We start from the raw sequence: 14,662 nt of genomic DNA on the forward strand, positions 1-14,662 counted from the left end.
CATAGGCTATAAACCGCGATGACTTTGGATTCGCAGACTTCAGGTGATAAGGACGAAGCGTGACCGACGACGTGACCAACCAGCCGCCGCCGCTGGCCGGCGGCAACGCCTGGCGGGGCGATCCGTTGCTGATCCAGCTTGCCGAGCGCTTTTCCGATCCGGTGCGCAAGGACCTCGACGGGCTTGGCCGTTTCGTTTTGACGCATGAGGCGCAGGAGCTGGCCCGTCTTGCCAATGTCGAGACGCCGAAGCTCAGGACCCATGATCGCCAGGGCCGGCGCATCGACCAGGTCGAGTTCCACCCCGCCTATCACGCGCTGATGCGCCGCTCGGTCGCCAACGGGCTGCATTCGTCGGTCTGGGAGAATGGCGACGCCGAGATCGGCCGCCGCCACCAGGTGCGCGCCGCGCGCTTTTACCTCACGGCTGAGCTCGAAACCGGGCATCTTTGCCCGATCACCATGACCAGCGCTTCGCTGGCAGCGCTGATGGCCAGCCCGAAACTGTTTCGCGAATGGGCGCCTCGGGTGACGACGCGCAAATACGATCAGGGCCAAAAGCCGCCGGTCGAAAAAGCCGGGCTGACGCTCGGCATGGGCATGACCGAGAAGCAAGGCGGTACCGATGTTCGTGCCAACGTCACCAAGGCCGAGCGCGCCGGCAGCGGTTTTTATCGCCTGACCGGCCACAAATGGTTCATGTCGGCGCCGATGTCGGATGCCTTCCTGGTGCTCGGACAGGCGCCGGAGGGACTGTCGTGCTTTCTCGTTCCCCGCTTGCTTGGCGACGGATCCGGCAACGGCTTCCGCTTTCAGCGGCTGAAGGACAAGCTCGGCAACCGCTCCAATGCGTCCTCCGAGGTGGAATTCGTCAATGCCATCGGCGAGATGGTTGGCGAGCCCGGCGCCGGCGTGAAGACGATCATGGACATGGTGACCCTGACGCGGCTCGACTGTGCCGTCGCCTCCTCGGCGATCATGCGGGCCGGACTGGCCGAGGCCGTCCACCATACGCGCCACCGCCAGGTGTTCGGAACCAATCTGATCGAGCAGCCGCTGATGCAGCGTGTTCTGGCCGACATGGCGCTCGACGTTGCCGCCGCTACCGCGCTGTCGTTCCGGCTGGCGCGCTCCTTCGACGAGGCGGCCGGCGACCGCGGCGAGGCGGCCTTCGCCCGCGCCATGACGCCGGTCGTCAAATACTGGGTCTGCAAGATTGCGCCGCCGCTGCTCTATGAGGCGATGGAATGCCTCGGCGGCAATGGCTATGTCGAGGAGGGGCCGCTCGCCCGCTACTATCGCGAAGCTCCGGTCAACGCGATCTGGGAGGGTTCAGGCAACGTCATGGCGCTCGACGTGTTGCGAGTGCTCGGCCGCGCGCCAGGCCTGTTCGATGACGTGCTGGCCGGCATCGACCGCGATCTCGGCGCTGGCGGACGCGGCACCGTCGGCGTGCTCAAGGCAGCAATGCAGGTCGCTGCAACCGACGAGGGCTCAGCGCGGCTGTTGACCGAGCAATTGGCATTGTCGGCGGCGGCGGCAGAGCTTCGCAGGCTGGGGGCAGGGCGGATCGCCGACGCCTTCGTCGAGACGCGCCTCGCCGGCCAGTGGCGCAACACCTATGGAATGCTCGATTCGCGCCACGATGCGCGGATGATCATCGACACGCTCTACCCGCCGATCAACTAGTGCCGTCGCCCGGGTCGTAGCCGCTTTTTTTCGCGCGCCCTGTGGATGATCGTTAACCTTAACAAATGGTTTCCATTGCGGCGGCCGGTGGCAAAGCCCAGTGTTATGGTTAAGGCAAGGACTGTTCGGCTGAGCGGTCTTTGTCCTGCGAAGCAGGAGCGTCATGCGGCATATTTTGAGCTCTTTTCTGGCATTGCATTGGGCGGCCGTTTTCGCCCTGCTGGCGTTCATCTGCATCGATGGGAATCGTGGCGTCGCGGCGGCCCTTGGCGTGCTCGGCGTTCCCGTCCAGAACACTCGCTTTGCCGATCTTGAAAACGCCGTCGTCGTGGCGCCGCTCGCCGTGGCATTGCTTGTCGTCGCGGTGCTGTTCTGCTGGGCCTTTGTTGAAGCATTGACCAGCGACGCCACCAACCCGGACCCAGCCGACAGTGTTGTGCGGATCGCCTTCATCTCGGTCTCGGGCGTGCTGTCGTTGATCGTCATCGGCGGCGCTGCGCAAGGTATCAATGGGCTGTTCATGGTTGTCGCCGTGCAATTGGCGGCACTTCTGGCGTCATATGTCGCGATGCTCGCCGAGCGGCGCTCAGCCGCTGCCGCGGCAGTTCCAGTGACCGGCGAAATCCGCGCGGCCGCGCATATCATGGCCAAGGCAGCGGCGTACAATTCCTCGCTTGCGCGCATTTCGGGCCGGCCGGATTCGAGGGACGATCGCTGATGCGCACCTTGTTCGCGCTGTGGGCGGCTCCGCTCCTCCTGTTCTGGGGCTGGTTCTTTCTGTCGCTCAACGACATCAATTTCGGCTATGTCATGCTGAGCCGCCAATTGCACGATCTCGTTTTCCAGCTTTATGGGCAGATGCTCGGCGTCGATCCGGCGCTCATCCCGGGCATGGTGGCGAAGGCTTGCGTCTTCGACGGCCTACTGCTGATGGCGTTCTGGGCATTTCGCCGCCGCAAGGCGATCGGCAGCTGGATCAAGGCAACGCGCAATCGCTATTTCGACCAGGCATCGACTCCGAGCGCCTGAAGCCGGTCGAGAACACCCTGCAGGATGAAGGCCGCCGCCGCTGAATCGATCTTGCCGGCGCGTTTCTTGCGGGAAAAATCCATCTCGATCAGTGTCCGCTCGGCCGCCACCGTCGACAGCCTTTCGTCCCAAAAGACGAACGGCAGATCGGTCAATCCAGCCATGTTGCGGACGAAAGCGCGGGATTTTTGGGCGCGTGGGCCTTCCGAGCCGTCCATGTTGATGGGGAGGCCGATCACCACTGCGCCGGCATTTTCCTTCTGCAGCAGAGCGAGCAGCACCGCGGCATCGAGCGAGAATTTCTTGCGCATGATGACAGGGCGCGGGTGCGCGAAGGACAAGCCGCGGTCCGAAACCGCCACGCCGATCGTCTTGTCGCCGAGGTCAAGCCCAGCCAGGGTCTTGCCGCCGCCGAGCCGGCCCGGCAACTCCTCGATCGTGATGATGCCCAACGGCTTTTCCTTTGACCGCGACGCCGCACTTCCTATACGCGCAACATATGCCGCGGCACTTTAATTTCGCCGTCGGCGTTCTAGCCTCTACCGAAGCAAAAATCGAGGAAGGCATTGATGAAACTTACCTGGTACGGACACTCGGCATTCCGCGTCGAAATCGAAGGCGCGAAAATCCTCATCGACCCGTATCTGGTCGGCAATCCGTCATGGACAGGCGGCTGGGAAGAGCCGGCCGAAGGGGTCACGCACGTGTTGCTTACCCATGGCCACAGCGACCACATCAGCGGCGCCGTCGAAGTGCTCAAGAAAAGCGGCGCGATGCTTGTCGCCAATTTCGAGATTTGCATGTACCTGGTCGGCAAAGGCGTCAGTGACAAGCAAATCAATCCCGGCAATATCGGCGGTACCGTCGATTGCGGCGGCTTCACCACCACTTTCGTTCAGGCTCTGCATTCATCGTCCTTTCTAGGCGAGAGCGGCCAGAACACCTATCTCGGCAATCCGGGCGGGCTCGTCCTGCACTTCCCCGAGGATAAGACGCTCTACCATATGGGCGACACAGACATCTTTTCCGATATGGCGCTGATCAACGAGTTGCATGAGCCGAAGATCGGCATCGTGCCGATCGGCGACCGCTTCACCATGGGTGGCGCGGTGGCAGCTCTTGCCTGCCAGCGTTTCTTCAAGTTCGAGACGGTCGTTCCCGCTCACTTCGGCACATTTCCGATGATAGATCAGACCGCCGACAAGTTTGTGGCCGGGCTGGACGGATCGGGTGTGAAAGTGGCGTTGCCGAAGATCGGCGAGACGATTACGCTGTAGGAATAGCGAACCGGAATGACGACATGGGTCTGAGAAACTCTCTTTGCATTTCTATGCTGGTTGCCGCATCGCCGGCGCTGGCCGCCGAGGATTTCATCGAGGGCATCTATCTGCAATCGGAGGATCTCTGCGCGCAGGCCAAAAAGGATACGCTGCAGACGGTGATCGAGGGCGGCAATATCGTACTGTCGGCAAACGGACTGGAAAGCATCGAATATAACTGCGAGTTCCTGCAGATCACCAAGGCGACACGGTCGCCAAGCTGGGCGGTGACCGCCATCTGCCAGGAGCCGGGCTACGTCTTTCCGGATGTTCTCTCACTGACTCAGATGAACCCGAAGCAGATCGACCTGGTTTCGGTTCGGCCTGCCGCGGACGAAAGCGAGCAGAGCGGCAACGGTGGCAGCTATTTCCTCTGCGACGGCGTGGCGATGCCGTAGGGCAGTTGTCGGCACGATGCATGTTGCGCGGCACGCGCTGCGCCGCTATAGCGCTGGTTTTCCCCGAGGCACAACATGTCCGTTGATATTAAAACCGTGAAGCGCGTCGCGCACCTTGCCCGCATTGCGGTGAGCGAGGAGGATGCAGAGCGCGTGACCGGCGAATTGAACGCCATTTTGGGCTTTGTCGAGCAGTTGAACGAGGTCGATGTTTCCGGCGTCGAGCCGATGACCTCGGTCACGCCGATGGCAATGAAGAAGCGCCAGGACGTCGTCACCGACGGCAGCAAGGCAGCCGACATCGTCGCCAACGCGCCGGCAACCGAAGAGAACTTCTTTCTCGTGCCAAAGGTCGTGGAGTAGCTGGCCGATGGTAATCGAGATCGCCGCGGAGACGCCGCTGCAGGACGATGTGCGTGGGCTGGTCGAGGAGCTCAACGCCACATTGCTGGAGTTGACGCCGCCGGAGCATTGCTACCATTTGACGGTCGAGCAGATGGCGGACCGCGACACGACCGTCTTCATCGCCCGCGATAACGGCCTTGCCATCGGTTGCGGCGCGCTGAAGCGCCACGATGCTGTCGTCGGCGAGGTCAAGCGTATGTATACGCGGCCTTCGCATCGCGGCCGCAAAATCGGTGCGATGATCGTCGAGCGGATTGAGGGCTTGGCGCGCCAAGAAGGGCTGAAGCGTCTGGTGCTGGAGACGGGCGACCGTCATCCCGCCGCCTGGACCGTCTACGAACGCGCCGGTTTTTCGCGCTGTGGGCCGGTGCTGAATTATCCCAATTCCGAGTGGTCGGTGTTTTACGAAAAGAGTCTTGCCTGATGAGCGACCTGACCCAGCTGACGATTTCGCAGGCCCGCGCCAAATTGCGCTCCAGGGAGATCACCGCCACCGAAGTCACCGAGGCTTATCTTTCGGCTATCGAGCGAGCCAATCCGGCGCTCAATGCCTATGTGGTGGTCACTGGCGACAAAGCGCGCGACATGGCCAAGGCCTCCGACGCGAAACTGGCCAAGGGCGAGGGCGGGTCGCTCGAGGGTATCCCGCTCGGCATCAAGGATCTGTTCGGCACCGAAGGCGTCCACACCCAGGCCTGCAGCCACGTGCTTGACGGGTTCAAGCCGCGCTACGAATCGACTATCACCGCCAATCTGTGGGCGGATGGCGCCGTCATGCTCGGCAAGCTCAACATGGACGAGTTCGCCATGGGCTCGTCCAACGAGACCTCGTATTACGGGCCTGTCATCAACCCGTGGCGGCGTTCGCGGCTCGACACGGTGGTAATGCCGACGACACATCAGGGCGAGGGCGGCTTCGTTTCGGCGGGCGGCACCAGGACCGCGCGCACGTTGGACAATGCCCAGCTGGTGCCGGGCGGTTCGTCCGGTGGCTCGGCATCAGCCGTCTCGGCCTTCCTGTGCGCCGGCGCTACCGCCACCGACACCGGCGGCTCGATCCGCCAGCCCGCCGCCTTCACCGGCACGGTCGGCATTAAGCCGACCTATGGCCGCTGCTCGCGTTGGGGCGTCGTCGCCTTCGCCTCGTCGCTCGACCAGGCCGGGCCGATCGCGCGCGACGTGCGCGATGCCGCGATCCTGTTGAAGTCGATGGCTTCGGTCGACCCGAAGGACACGACCTCCGTCGACCTGCCGGTGCCGGATTACGAGGCGGCGATCGGCCGCTCGATCAAGGGGATGAAGGTCGGCATCCCCAAGGAATACCGTGTCGACGGCATGCCCGAGGAGATCGAGGCGTTGTGGCAGAAGGGCATTGCCTGGCTGAGGGATGCCGGCGCCGAGATTGTCGACATCTCGCTGCCGCACACGAAATACGCGCTGCCGGCCTATTACATTGTTGCGCCCGCCGAAGCCTCGTCCAACCTCGCCCGTTACGACGGCGTCCGCTATGGATTGCGCGTGCCCGGCAAGGACATTGTCGACATGTATGAAAAGACCCGCGCCGCCGGCTTCGGGCGTGAGGTCAAGCGCCGCATCATGATCGGCACCTATGTGCTTTCCGCTGGCTACTACGATGCCTACTATCTGCAGGCGCAGAAGGTTCGTAACCTGATCAAGCGCGATTTCGAAAATGTGTTTGTCGCAGGTGTCGACGTCATCCTGACGCCGGCAACGCCGTCCGCCGCCTTCGGCATCGCAGACGAAGACATGGCCGCCGACCCGGTCAAGATGTATCTCAACGACATCTTTACGGTGACGGTGAACATGGCCGGCTTGCCCGGCATCGCGGTTCCGGCCGGGCTCGACGCCAAGGGGCTGCCACTCGGCCTGCAGCTGATCGGCCGGCCTTTCGACGAGGAAACGCTGTTCCAGACCGCCCATGTCATCGAACAGGCGGCCGGCACATTTCAGCCGGAAAAATGGTGGTAGGATCGTTTCTCATCTGAGGGGGTGAGGGATGTTCTTCTATGTCTCCAAGGTCCTGTGGCTCTTCGTCCAGCCGCTTAATCTCGCGATCATCCTGCTGCTGGCTGGATTGCTTGCGGCATTGGTCGGGCGCAAAAGGCTATTTGCCACCGGCAGCGTGCTGGCCTTCCTTGTCCTGGCACTGTCAGCATGGACCTCGCTCGGCGCAGTGATGCTCAATCCGCTCGAGGAGCGTTTCCCTAAGCCACCCCTGCCGGAAAGGGTTGACGGAATCGTTGTGCTCGGCGGCGGTATGGACGGCGCCATCAATTTCGTTCGCGGCGGTTATGAACTCAACGCCAGTGGCGATCGAATTGTCGAGGCAGCCGTGCTGGCGCGGCGTTTTCCGACAGCGAGAGTCGTCATTTCAGGCGGCCCCGTTGCAATAATCGGTGAGGACGAAGGCGACTCAACCACGGCGCCACGCGTACTCACTGCGCTCGGCGTGGCGGCCGATCGTCTGATCCTGGAAGACAAGTCACGCAACACCTACGAGAATGCCGTCTTCACCAAGCGGCTGATTACGCCGAAACCCGGCGAGATCTGGCTGCTGGTGACCTCAGCCTTCCACATGCCGCGCGCCAAGGCGCTGTTCGACAGAGCCGGCTTCCCGACGGTTCCATGGCCGGTCGACTACCGCACCTCCGGTAAGGAAGGTATCAGCCTGTTCCGCAAATCTACCAACGAAGCGCTGCAGACCACGACCATCGCGATTCGCGAATGGATCGGGCTCGTCGCCTATTGGCTGTCGGGCCGCATTGATCAGCCTTTTCCCGGGCCAGGCGGCTGACCGAGCACCGCCTGCCGCGCCGCCGAGAAAAATTGGCGGCGCACCAGCACCGCCAGAAGCAGCAGCGTCGATAGCACGAAAACGGCGGGATCGACGAACCAGCCAAGATAACCGATCGAGAAGAACACGCCGCGCAGCCCGGAATTGAAATGCTTCCCGGCCAGCATGTTCATGCGGGCCGCGCGCCACACCGCCGTTTCGGTGACCGGATTGCGCGACGCCTCGCCATGCGGAATCGGCACCGCGCCGATCAGGATCGAGCAATAGTTGAACAGCCGGTAAGCCCAGCCGAACTTGAAGAAGGAAAAGGCCAGGATCAGCACCAGCCCGAACACCTTCGTCTGGAAGGCGGCGCGTGAGGATGTGGCGCCAAACGGCAGGTCGCTCAGAACAGTGAGAACCTGATCGGAAGTGCCGAGCAAGGCAAAACAGCCGCCGATCGCAATTAGCGAACTGGAGGCAAAGAAGGCGGTCCCCTGTTGCAGGCCGCTCATGATGGCGGTGTCGACGATGCGGATCTCGCGTTCGGCCATGGTCCTCATCCAGGCCTCGCGCTGCGCGTTCATCGCCCTCGTCAGCGACATGCGGCTGACCAGCATTCCGTCGGCGGCGAGCGTATGCAGCACCCACGCGGCAAGGAAGAACCCCAGCGCAGCAAGGTCGGCCGTCGATAAATGAAAGGAATCGCTCATGCGGTGCTTTTACCACAGGCGGAGGGGACGCTTCGATGGCCGAAGCCGGAATGTCGCTGCCGGAGCAAACAAGGTCGGCAGGCGCAGCGCCGCGATCTTCAAAACAGCGGAAAACATCATGGGAATTCCTATATGTAGATCTCAACAGGGTCCCAGGAGAAAACGCCCACGTGTTCCTTTCGGTTTTCGACCTGTTCAAGATCGGCATCGGCCCATCGAGTTCGCACACGATGGGGCCGATGACGGCTGCGCGGCGGTTTCTCGACGAGATTGCGGGAGACGACTGGCCGCGTCCGGCCGACGCCAGGGTCGACCGAATCGCGGCCAGCCTGCATGGCTCGCTCGCCTATACCGGTATCGGCCATGGCTCCGATCGCGCCGTGGTGCTCGGCCTCGCCGGCCAGACGCCGCAGACGGTGGATCCTGACCACGCCGACGGCATCGCCGCTCGCATCGCCGCCGAGAAGCGGATTTCGCCGCCCGGCCATCCGTCCTATCGTTTCGACCCGGCAACGGATCTGGTGCTGGATCGCAAGACGCCGCTGCCGGGTCACGCCAATGGCATGGCGTTTTCTGCCTATGATGCCGGAGACCGGTTGCTGCTGAGGCGCGTCTACTATTCGATCGGCGGCGGCTTTGTCGTTTCCGAGGAAGAATTGCAGCGGATGAAGGCGAGGGGCTCGGCGACAACCGAAGGCAAGAAGGTTCCATATCCGTTCAAGAACGCCGTCGAAATGCTCTCAATGGCAGCGAAAAGTGGCCTTTCCATCGCCGAGATGAAGCGCGTCAACGAGGAGACGCAGATGTCGCGCGAGGAGCTCGACGCCGGCCTCGACGGCATCTGGAGCGCCATGAAGGGATGCATCGAGCGCGGCCTGTCGCAAGACGGCATCATGCCCGGCGGACTGAAGGTGCGCCGCCGTGCCCGGATGCTGCACGACAAGTTGCAGGAGCAATGGCAGCAGAACCGGCCCAACCCGCTGCTCGCCAATGACTGGCTGTCGATCTATGCAATGGCGGTCAACGAGGAGAACGCCGCCGGCGGCCGTGTCGTCACCGCGCCAACCAATGGGGCGGCCGGCACTCTGCCCGCGGTGTTGCGCTATTGGCTGCATTTCCATCCCGAAGCCGACCAGCCGAGTATCCGCGATTTCCTGCTGACGGCGGCGGCCGTTGGCGGCATCATCAAGACCAATGCTTCGATCTCGGGGGCCGAGGTAGGCTGCCAGGGCGAGGTCGGTTCGGCTTCGGCGATGGCTGCGGCGGGATTGTGCGCCGTCATGGGCGGCACGCCCGAGCAGGTCGAGAACGCTGCCGAAATCGCGCTGGAACATCATCTCGGCATGACCTGCGATCCGGTCGGCGGCCTGGTGCAGGTGCCGTGCATCGAGCGCAACGCGCTTGGCGCTGTCAAGGCGGTGACCGCCGCTTCGCTGGCCATCAAGGGCGATGGCGTTCATTTCGTGCCGCTCGATGCGGCGATCGAGACGATGCGCCAGACCGGCCTCGACATGAACGAAAAGTACAAGGAAACCAGCCTTGGCGGATTGGCCGTCAATGTCGTGGAGTGCTGAGCGCCAGTCTGGCGGCCTGGACCACCACTGTGGAGAAGTCGATCAGGCCGTTGACGCGTTCGCGTGCTGGGCTAAACCTTAAACGATGTCTCTCAATCTCATAAAGCTTTGCGTCGGCTGTGACAGCGTCGAGGATCTGGAAGAGTGGATTGCCTTCCGCCTCGACGAGCGGCGCCGCGCCGGCGAACCGGCCGAACACTACCACACCACCCGCATGGTGCCGACGCGCGGCGCCGAGATCACCGACGGCGGCTCGCTCTACTGGGTGGTCAAGGGCAATGTCCAATGCCGTCAGCTGATCACCGAAATCCGGCCCTTCACCGATGACGATGGCATCGGCCGCTGCCATCTGATCCTCGATCCCGAGGTCGTGCGCACCGACCGGCAGCCGCGCCGTGCATTCCAAGGGTGGCGCTACCTGAAGCCGGCGGACGCGCCGGCCGATCTCGGCAAGGGCAAAGCCGGGCTGATCGAAATGCCGCCGAAGCTCAGGCGTGAGCTTGCCGATCTCGGCCTACTCTGACGCCAAGAACCGTAACGCCAAGGGCACCGGCCGAACGCTTGTCCGCAGTTGCCATCATCACCGGTCCTGCAGGTCGCCTGATCTGGGCTTGCAAGCTGGGGAACAACGCCACATCTTGAATGTCATGAGCGACAAGAAGCAGCCCGTGCCTGCAAAGGCCAATCCTGCGCCGGTCGAGTCCCAATCGAGCACCGGCGAGATCGACGCCTTTCTCCGTCAGGCAAGGACGCTCGCTGCATCCGCCACCGGTTCAGGCAGGCTGATCCTGTCCCTCGACGCTACGATGAGCCGCCAGCCGACCTGGGATCTCGCCTGTGCGCTGCAGGCCGAGATGTTCGACGCCGTCGGCAAGGCTGGGGTGCTCAAGGTTCAACTGGTCTATTTCCGCGGGCTTGGCGAGTGCCGTTCCTCCGCATTCGTCACCGATACCGAAGCTCTGAAGCAGCTGATGACGCGCATCGACTGCCGTAGCGGCCACACCCAGATCGGCAAGGTGCTCGCCCATGCGCTGAAACAGACGGCGGCGGCCAAGGTCAACGCGCTGGTCTATATCGGCGATGCGATGGAAGAAAACATAGATGATCTGGCCGAAAAGGCCGGTAGCCTAGGTCTGCACGGCGTTCCTGTCTTCGTTTTTCAGGAAGGCCATGATGCCGGTGCAGAAAAGGCGTTCAAGGAAATTGCACGGCTGTCCAAAGGGGCCTGGTTCCGGTTTGATCGGCGGGCTGCCGCGACCTTGGCCGGCCTGCTTTCGTCCGTCGCCGTGTTTGCGACCGGCGGTCTGAAAGCACTGGAGGACCGGGGCAGGCCGGAGGACCGGCTGATGATCGAGCATCTACGGGGCGGCGGAAACTGATGGGCGCGATTATCGCTTTTGTAGCATTGCTTCTGGTGCTTCTCGGCATGCTCACCATCTTCCTGCGCGCCGATCCGGGGAAGCTTGCAGGCGGCATGAGGACCCTTGGACCCGTGCTGCTCGGGCTGGTCGGCGTTGCCGTGCTGCTGGTCGGGCGCGAGGGCCTCGGCGGCTTGATCCTGTCGGCCGCGCTCGCCTGGTATGGCTCCATGCGCATGAATCAGCCGGCCGCGAAACTGGCACCGGGCAAGCGTTCGACGGTGCGTACCGCGGCGCTTGAGATGGAACTCGATCACGACACCGGCGGCCTCGAAGGCCTCGTGCTGGCTGGGCGCCATGAAGGCAAGATGCTTGGCTCGATGGGGCTTGCCGAATTGCAGCAACTTTATCGCGAACTCTCCGGCGATCCGGAGAGCCGCCAGCTGCTAGAGACGTATCTTGACGGCAGATTTCCCATCTGGCGCAAAGACGCTGACGCGAATGGTGGCGAAGGGCTGGGTGTTGCGCCAGGTTCGGGCGCCATGACTAAGGAGGAGGCCTACAAGATCCTTGGTCTTGAAGCGGGGGCTGCCGCGGCGGATGTCCGCAAGGCGCACCGCCGCCTGATGCAGCGCCTGCACCCCGATATCGGTGGCACGTCTTTCCTGGCGGCGCGGATCAACGAAGCCAAGGACGTCTTGCTCTCCAATCACAACTAGTCTCCTTCGACGCAGAACTTTCGGGAAAGATATCGTTTCGCGCCCTTACTGCTGGACGGCGTAGCACTCGATCTTCTTCTTTTTCAAAGCGTTACAAGCCTTCCAGGCGGCGGTCTTCGAACCAAAACCACCGAACCGGGCGCGGTAATAGGTGACGCCGTCTTTGTCGAAGGCGACGGTGAAACCGGAGGCATCGGCCAGAACGGAGGGCACCTGCTTCGTCGCCTTGTCGAGGAAAGCCTTTGCTTCGGATTGCTTTGGCGAAGAGGCGACCTGTATTGCCCAGCCGGATGGCACCGACGCCGTGCTGACCGGATCGACCTCTGCAGCCGGTTCGGCATAGGCTGCGGCGACCCGGGCCGTCGCCACATCGTCCGCTGTCGCCACGGCCGCCGTCTTGACCTTTCTGGTCTGAACGACCGGAGTGGTTTCTTCAACGACGGGAGCATTTTCCTCGACGAGGGAGGCAACGGCATCGTCGTCCGGCTTACTATCCGGCGTCGGCGCGTCATGCTTCGGCAGAAGCACCTTGGCCAGGGCTGAAATCGGATTGCCGCCACCGGCTTTGGCAATCAGCATGCCGCCGCCGCGCGACGACGCCTTCGGCATGTAGGCATTGATCAACCCGGCCATCTGGCTGTCGCGGCTGCCGCCGGACCTGCCGCCCATGACCACCGCTACGATGCGCCGGTCGCCATCCGATACCGAGGAGACCAGGTTATAGCCGGAGGCGCGGGTATAACCGGTCTTGATGCCGTCGACGCCCTTGATGCGTCCGAGCAGACGGTTATGGCCGTTGATGCGCTGTCGCCCGTAAAGAAAGGAGCGCTGCGAGAAATAGCCGTAATATTGTGGAAAATGCTCTCTCAGGGCGATACCGAGCAGCGCCATGTCGCGCGCCGTCGTGAACTGCCCGGGATCAGGCAAGCCGTTGGCGTTGCGGAAAACGGTTCCCCGCATGCCCAGCGCCCGCGCCTTGGCGGTCATCATGCGGGCGAAATTGGCCTCATTGCCGCCGAGCATCTCGCCAAGCGCAGTTGCGGAATCGTTTGCCGATTTGGTCACCATCGACAGGATGGCGGTCTCGACCGTGACCGAGCCGCCCCGCTTGACGCCGAGCTTTGTTGGCGGTTCGGCAGCGGCATTGGCCGAGAACACGACCGGAGAATTCCTGCTGATCCTGCCCTTCGCCAATGCCTCGAACGTCAGATAGAGCGTCATCATCTTGGTAAGCGAGGCCGGATAGCGCCGGCCATCGGCATCCGACGAATAAAGCACCTTGCCGGACTTGGCATCGATGACGATGGCCGCCGACTTGGCCGCCATGGATGAAGCCGCGTCCGCGACGACGAAGCTCATCGCCATAGCGAGAATCATGATCGTTTTGAGGGGGGACGCGGATTTGGAAACGAAGCCCGACAACGCCTTACGCACTGATAGTTCCTTTGAATTTCCGTTGCCTTGGAGGCGGCAAAGGGTCCTGCCTCACCTCGGGCCACGCTAACGCGGGCAGCGTTACCAATCCGTTTATGGTAACCGCCGCGTTCACCCTTTTCTGCGGGATTGAGCCTCTCTTTATTCGAATCTTAGCGATTGCCGGCGGCTCACGATGCGCATTGCCGCGGAAATCTTGACTTTTTGTGCACTGCACAATATATTTACACGCATTGCACAACGCGGCCCGGACAAGGCGCGTTCATCGTCCAAAGGCAACCGTTCAGGGAATGCGTGAAATGACCCAGACCTATGAAGATTTCAGCAAATACGGCAAGGAATTTGCCGACACCGGATTGAAGAGCTTTGCATCGCTGTCCAAGGGTGCGCAGGCCATCGCCACCGAGGCGGGCGAGTACACCAAGAAAAGTTTTGAGGCCGGCAGCGCCGTTGTCGAGAAGCTCTTCTCCGCCAAGTCGCTGGATAAGGCGATCGAAATCCAGTCCGACTACGCCAAGCAGTCCTATGAGAGCTTCGTCACCGAGGCCACCAAGCTTGGCGATCTCTATGCCGAACTCGCCAAGGAAGCCTACAAGCCGTTCGAATCGATTGTCGCCAAGGCGAAGTAAATTCGACGAACGTTCCAAGCCGGCCCTTGGGCCTCAAAAGACAGACCCGGTCGCGAACGCGCGGCCGGGTTTTTTCATGCCAGCTCGAAATCGGGGTCCTTGCGGTCTTCACGATTTGAAAAATCGGTCAAGTTTGGCCACCTAGCCATATTGTCAGCTAAACAGAAGGGCTTAAAATCGTCCATCGAGCACCTACATGTCGAGCATGCATGAGGATTCGAAAGAGGCAGGACTACGTGACTACAGGTTTGACTGCCACGAGCTACGTGGTGCGAATGCAGAACGGCAGCAACGGCAATGAGGCCGGTCGCGGCACGGCCGTCATCACGCGCACAAAAACCAAGACCAAGAAGCCCAGTCTGTATCGGGTCCTCATCCTTAACGACGACTACACACCCATGGAGTTCGTGGTTCACGTGCTGGAGCGTTTTTTCCAGAAGGATCGCGAAGCCGCCACACGCATAATGCTTCATGTTCACAATCATGGGGTGGGCGAGTGCGGGGTCTATACATTCGAGGTGGCCGAGACCAAAGTGTCTCAGGTCATGGATTTCGCCCGACAGAATCAGCATCCGCTGCAATGCGTGATGGAGAAGAAGTGA

Annotated in this window: 18 protein-coding genes; 15 read left to right on the forward strand and 3 right to left on the reverse strand. The window is 62.1% G+C overall.

Annotated features, from left to right (window positions below):
• Positions 1 to 59 precede the first annotated feature (59 nt).
• From NKI50_RS11865 to NKI50_RS11875, 3 genes are all read left to right on the forward strand, one after another.
• Positions 60 to 1,688 carry a DNA alkylation response protein gene (locus NKI50_RS11865; RefSeq protein ID WP_023717762.1) on the forward strand — a complete coding sequence of 543 codons (1,629 nt, stop codon included), beginning with the start codon at positions 60 to 62 and terminating at the stop codon, positions 1,686 to 1,688.
• Positions 1,689 to 1,851: 163 nt separating this feature from the next.
• Positions 1,852 to 2,406: a hypothetical protein gene (locus NKI50_RS11870; RefSeq protein WP_352643321.1), complete on the forward strand. Its 555-nt coding sequence runs from the start codon at positions 1,852 to 1,854 to the stop codon at positions 2,404 to 2,406.
• Entirely contained in the window at positions 2,406 to 2,717 is a 312-nt protein-coding gene (locus tag NKI50_RS11875; protein WP_023717760.1) for a DUF6105 family protein, read from the forward strand. The genes NKI50_RS11870 and NKI50_RS11875 overlap by 1 nt, the downstream gene beginning before the upstream one ends.
• Here NKI50_RS11875 and ruvX read toward each other — a convergent pair.
• A complete protein-coding gene (ruvX, locus tag NKI50_RS11880) occupies positions 2,684 to 3,169 on the reverse strand; it encodes a Holliday junction resolvase RuvX (protein WP_023717759.1) in 486 nt (161 codons plus the stop codon). The genes NKI50_RS11875 and ruvX overlap by 34 nt on opposite strands.
• Positions 3,170 to 3,286: 117 nt before the next feature.
• On the opposite strand from ruvX, the gene NKI50_RS11885 reads away from it, so the two are divergent.
• The 6 genes from NKI50_RS11885 to NKI50_RS11910 all read left to right on the forward strand — a co-directional run bounded on the left by NKI50_RS11885 (position 3,287) and on the right by NKI50_RS11910 (position 7,654).
• Positions 3,287 to 3,994, forward strand: coding sequence for a metal-dependent hydrolase (locus tag NKI50_RS11885; protein WP_023717758.1), 708 nt, complete (start codon positions 3,287 to 3,289; stop codon positions 3,992 to 3,994).
• A gap of 23 nt (positions 3,995 to 4,017) precedes the next feature.
• Entirely contained in the window at positions 4,018 to 4,434 is a 417-nt protein-coding gene (locus NKI50_RS11890) for a hypothetical protein (protein ID WP_023717757.1), read from the forward strand.
• A gap of 75 nt (positions 4,435 to 4,509) precedes the next feature.
• A complete protein-coding gene (gene gatC / locus NKI50_RS11895) occupies positions 4,510 to 4,797 on the forward strand; it encodes an Asp-tRNA(Asn)/Glu-tRNA(Gln) amidotransferase subunit GatC (RefSeq protein ID WP_352643315.1) in 288 nt (95 codons plus the stop codon).
• Between the two features lie 7 nt (positions 4,798 to 4,804).
• Positions 4,805 to 5,263, forward strand: a complete 459-nt coding sequence (locus NKI50_RS11900) for a GNAT family N-acetyltransferase (protein ID WP_352482278.1) — start codon at positions 4,805 to 4,807, stop codon at positions 5,261 to 5,263.
• Complete coding sequence (locus NKI50_RS11905) at positions 5,263 to 6,828, forward strand: amidase (RefSeq protein ID WP_023717754.1); 1,566 nt, start codon at positions 5,263 to 5,265, stop codon at positions 6,826 to 6,828. Before NKI50_RS11900 ends, NKI50_RS11905 begins: the two co-directional genes overlap by 1 nt.
• 28 nt (positions 6,829 to 6,856) lie before the next feature.
• Positions 6,857 to 7,654: a YdcF family protein gene (locus NKI50_RS11910; RefSeq protein WP_023717753.1), complete on the forward strand. Its 798-nt coding sequence runs from the start codon at positions 6,857 to 6,859 to the stop codon at positions 7,652 to 7,654.
• Here the strand turns inward: NKI50_RS11910 and NKI50_RS11915 are convergent.
• Positions 7,627 to 8,346 (reverse strand): DUF599 domain-containing protein, encoded by a 720-nt coding sequence (locus tag NKI50_RS11915; protein WP_023717752.1) that lies wholly within the window; start codon positions 8,344 to 8,346, stop codon positions 7,627 to 7,629. The genes NKI50_RS11910 and NKI50_RS11915 overlap by 28 nt on opposite strands.
• A 170-nt stretch (positions 8,347 to 8,516) precedes the next feature.
• Here NKI50_RS11915 and NKI50_RS11920 point away from each other — a divergent pair, with 170 nt between their 5' ends.
• The 4 genes from NKI50_RS11920 (at position 8,517) to NKI50_RS11935 (ending at position 11,997) form a co-directional block, all read left to right on the forward strand.
• Positions 8,517 to 9,920, forward strand: coding sequence for an L-serine ammonia-lyase (locus NKI50_RS11920; protein ID WP_352482280.1), 1,404 nt, complete (start codon positions 8,517 to 8,519; stop codon positions 9,918 to 9,920).
• An 85-nt stretch (positions 9,921 to 10,005) separates the two neighbouring features.
• A complete protein-coding gene (locus NKI50_RS11925) occupies positions 10,006 to 10,443 on the forward strand; it encodes a DUF1489 family protein (protein ID WP_352643312.1) in 438 nt (145 codons plus the stop codon).
• A 124-nt stretch (positions 10,444 to 10,567) separates the two neighbouring features.
• A complete protein-coding gene (locus NKI50_RS11930) occupies positions 10,568 to 11,299 on the forward strand; it encodes a vWA domain-containing protein (protein WP_352482282.1) in 732 nt (243 codons plus the stop codon).
• Positions 11,299 to 11,997: a DnaJ domain-containing protein gene (locus NKI50_RS11935; RefSeq protein ID WP_023717747.1), complete on the forward strand. Its 699-nt coding sequence runs from the start codon at positions 11,299 to 11,301 to the stop codon at positions 11,995 to 11,997. The genes NKI50_RS11930 and NKI50_RS11935 overlap by 1 nt, the downstream gene beginning before the upstream one ends.
• A gap of 45 nt (positions 11,998 to 12,042) precedes the next feature.
• On the opposite strand, the gene NKI50_RS11940 is transcribed toward NKI50_RS11935, so the two are convergent.
• Positions 12,043 to 13,431: an SPOR domain-containing protein gene (locus tag NKI50_RS11940; protein WP_352494596.1), complete on the reverse strand. Its 1,389-nt coding sequence runs from the start codon at positions 13,429 to 13,431 to the stop codon at positions 12,043 to 12,045.
• A 299-nt stretch (positions 13,432 to 13,730) separates the two neighbouring features.
• On the opposite strand from NKI50_RS11940, the gene NKI50_RS11945 reads away from it, so the two are divergent.
• Positions 13,731 to 14,060 (forward strand): phasin family protein, encoded by a 330-nt coding sequence (locus NKI50_RS11945; protein WP_023717745.1) that lies wholly within the window; start codon positions 13,731 to 13,733, stop codon positions 14,058 to 14,060.
• Positions 14,061 to 14,335: 275 nt separating this feature from the next.
• The gene (gene clpS / locus NKI50_RS11950; RefSeq protein ID WP_023717744.1) at positions 14,336 to 14,662 is read left to right on the forward strand and encodes an ATP-dependent Clp protease adapter ClpS; all 327 of its coding nucleotides are present in this window, start codon (positions 14,336 to 14,338) and stop codon (positions 14,660 to 14,662) included.

Source organism: Mesorhizobium sp. M0563, assembly GCF_040321065.1.
Classification (GTDB): domain Bacteria; phylum Pseudomonadota; class Alphaproteobacteria; order Rhizobiales; family Rhizobiaceae; genus Mesorhizobium.

Coding starts and splice junctions, on each gene's coding strand:
- gatC (WP_352643315.1), top strand. CDS start 4,510: ATGTCCGTTGATATTAAAACCGTGAAGCGCGTCGCGCACCTTGCCCGC.
- NKI50_RS11890 (WP_023717757.1), top strand. CDS start 4,018: ATGGGTCTGAGAAACTCTCTTTGCATTTCTATGCTGGTTGCCGCATCG.
- NKI50_RS11945 (WP_023717745.1), top strand. CDS start 13,731: ATGACCCAGACCTATGAAGATTTCAGCAAATACGGCAAGGAATTTGCC.
- NKI50_RS11925 (WP_352643312.1), top strand. CDS start 10,006: ATGTCTCTCAATCTCATAAAGCTTTGCGTCGGCTGTGACAGCGTCGAG.
- NKI50_RS11930 (WP_352482282.1), top strand. CDS start 10,568: ATGAGCGACAAGAAGCAGCCCGTGCCTGCAAAGGCCAATCCTGCGCCG.
- NKI50_RS11910 (WP_023717753.1), top strand. CDS start 6,857: ATGTTCTTCTATGTCTCCAAGGTCCTGTGGCTCTTCGTCCAGCCGCTT.
- NKI50_RS11885 (WP_023717758.1), top strand. CDS start 3,287: ATGAAACTTACCTGGTACGGACACTCGGCATTCCGCGTCGAAATCGAA.
- NKI50_RS11900 (WP_352482278.1), top strand. CDS start 4,805: ATGGTAATCGAGATCGCCGCGGAGACGCCGCTGCAGGACGATGTGCGT.
- NKI50_RS11915 (WP_023717752.1), bottom strand. CDS start 8,346: ATGAGCGATTCCTTTCATTTATCGACGGCCGACCTTGCTGCGCTGGGG.
- NKI50_RS11935 (WP_023717747.1), top strand. CDS start 11,299: ATGGGCGCGATTATCGCTTTTGTAGCATTGCTTCTGGTGCTTCTCGGC.
- NKI50_RS11875 (WP_023717760.1), top strand. CDS start 2,406: ATGCGCACCTTGTTCGCGCTGTGGGCGGCTCCGCTCCTCCTGTTCTGG.
- NKI50_RS11870 (WP_352643321.1), top strand. CDS start 1,852: ATGCGGCATATTTTGAGCTCTTTTCTGGCATTGCATTGGGCGGCCGTT.
- clpS (WP_023717744.1), top strand. CDS start 14,336: ATGCAGAACGGCAGCAACGGCAATGAGGCCGGTCGCGGCACGGCCGTC.
- NKI50_RS11905 (WP_023717754.1), top strand. CDS start 5,263: ATGAGCGACCTGACCCAGCTGACGATTTCGCAGGCCCGCGCCAAATTG.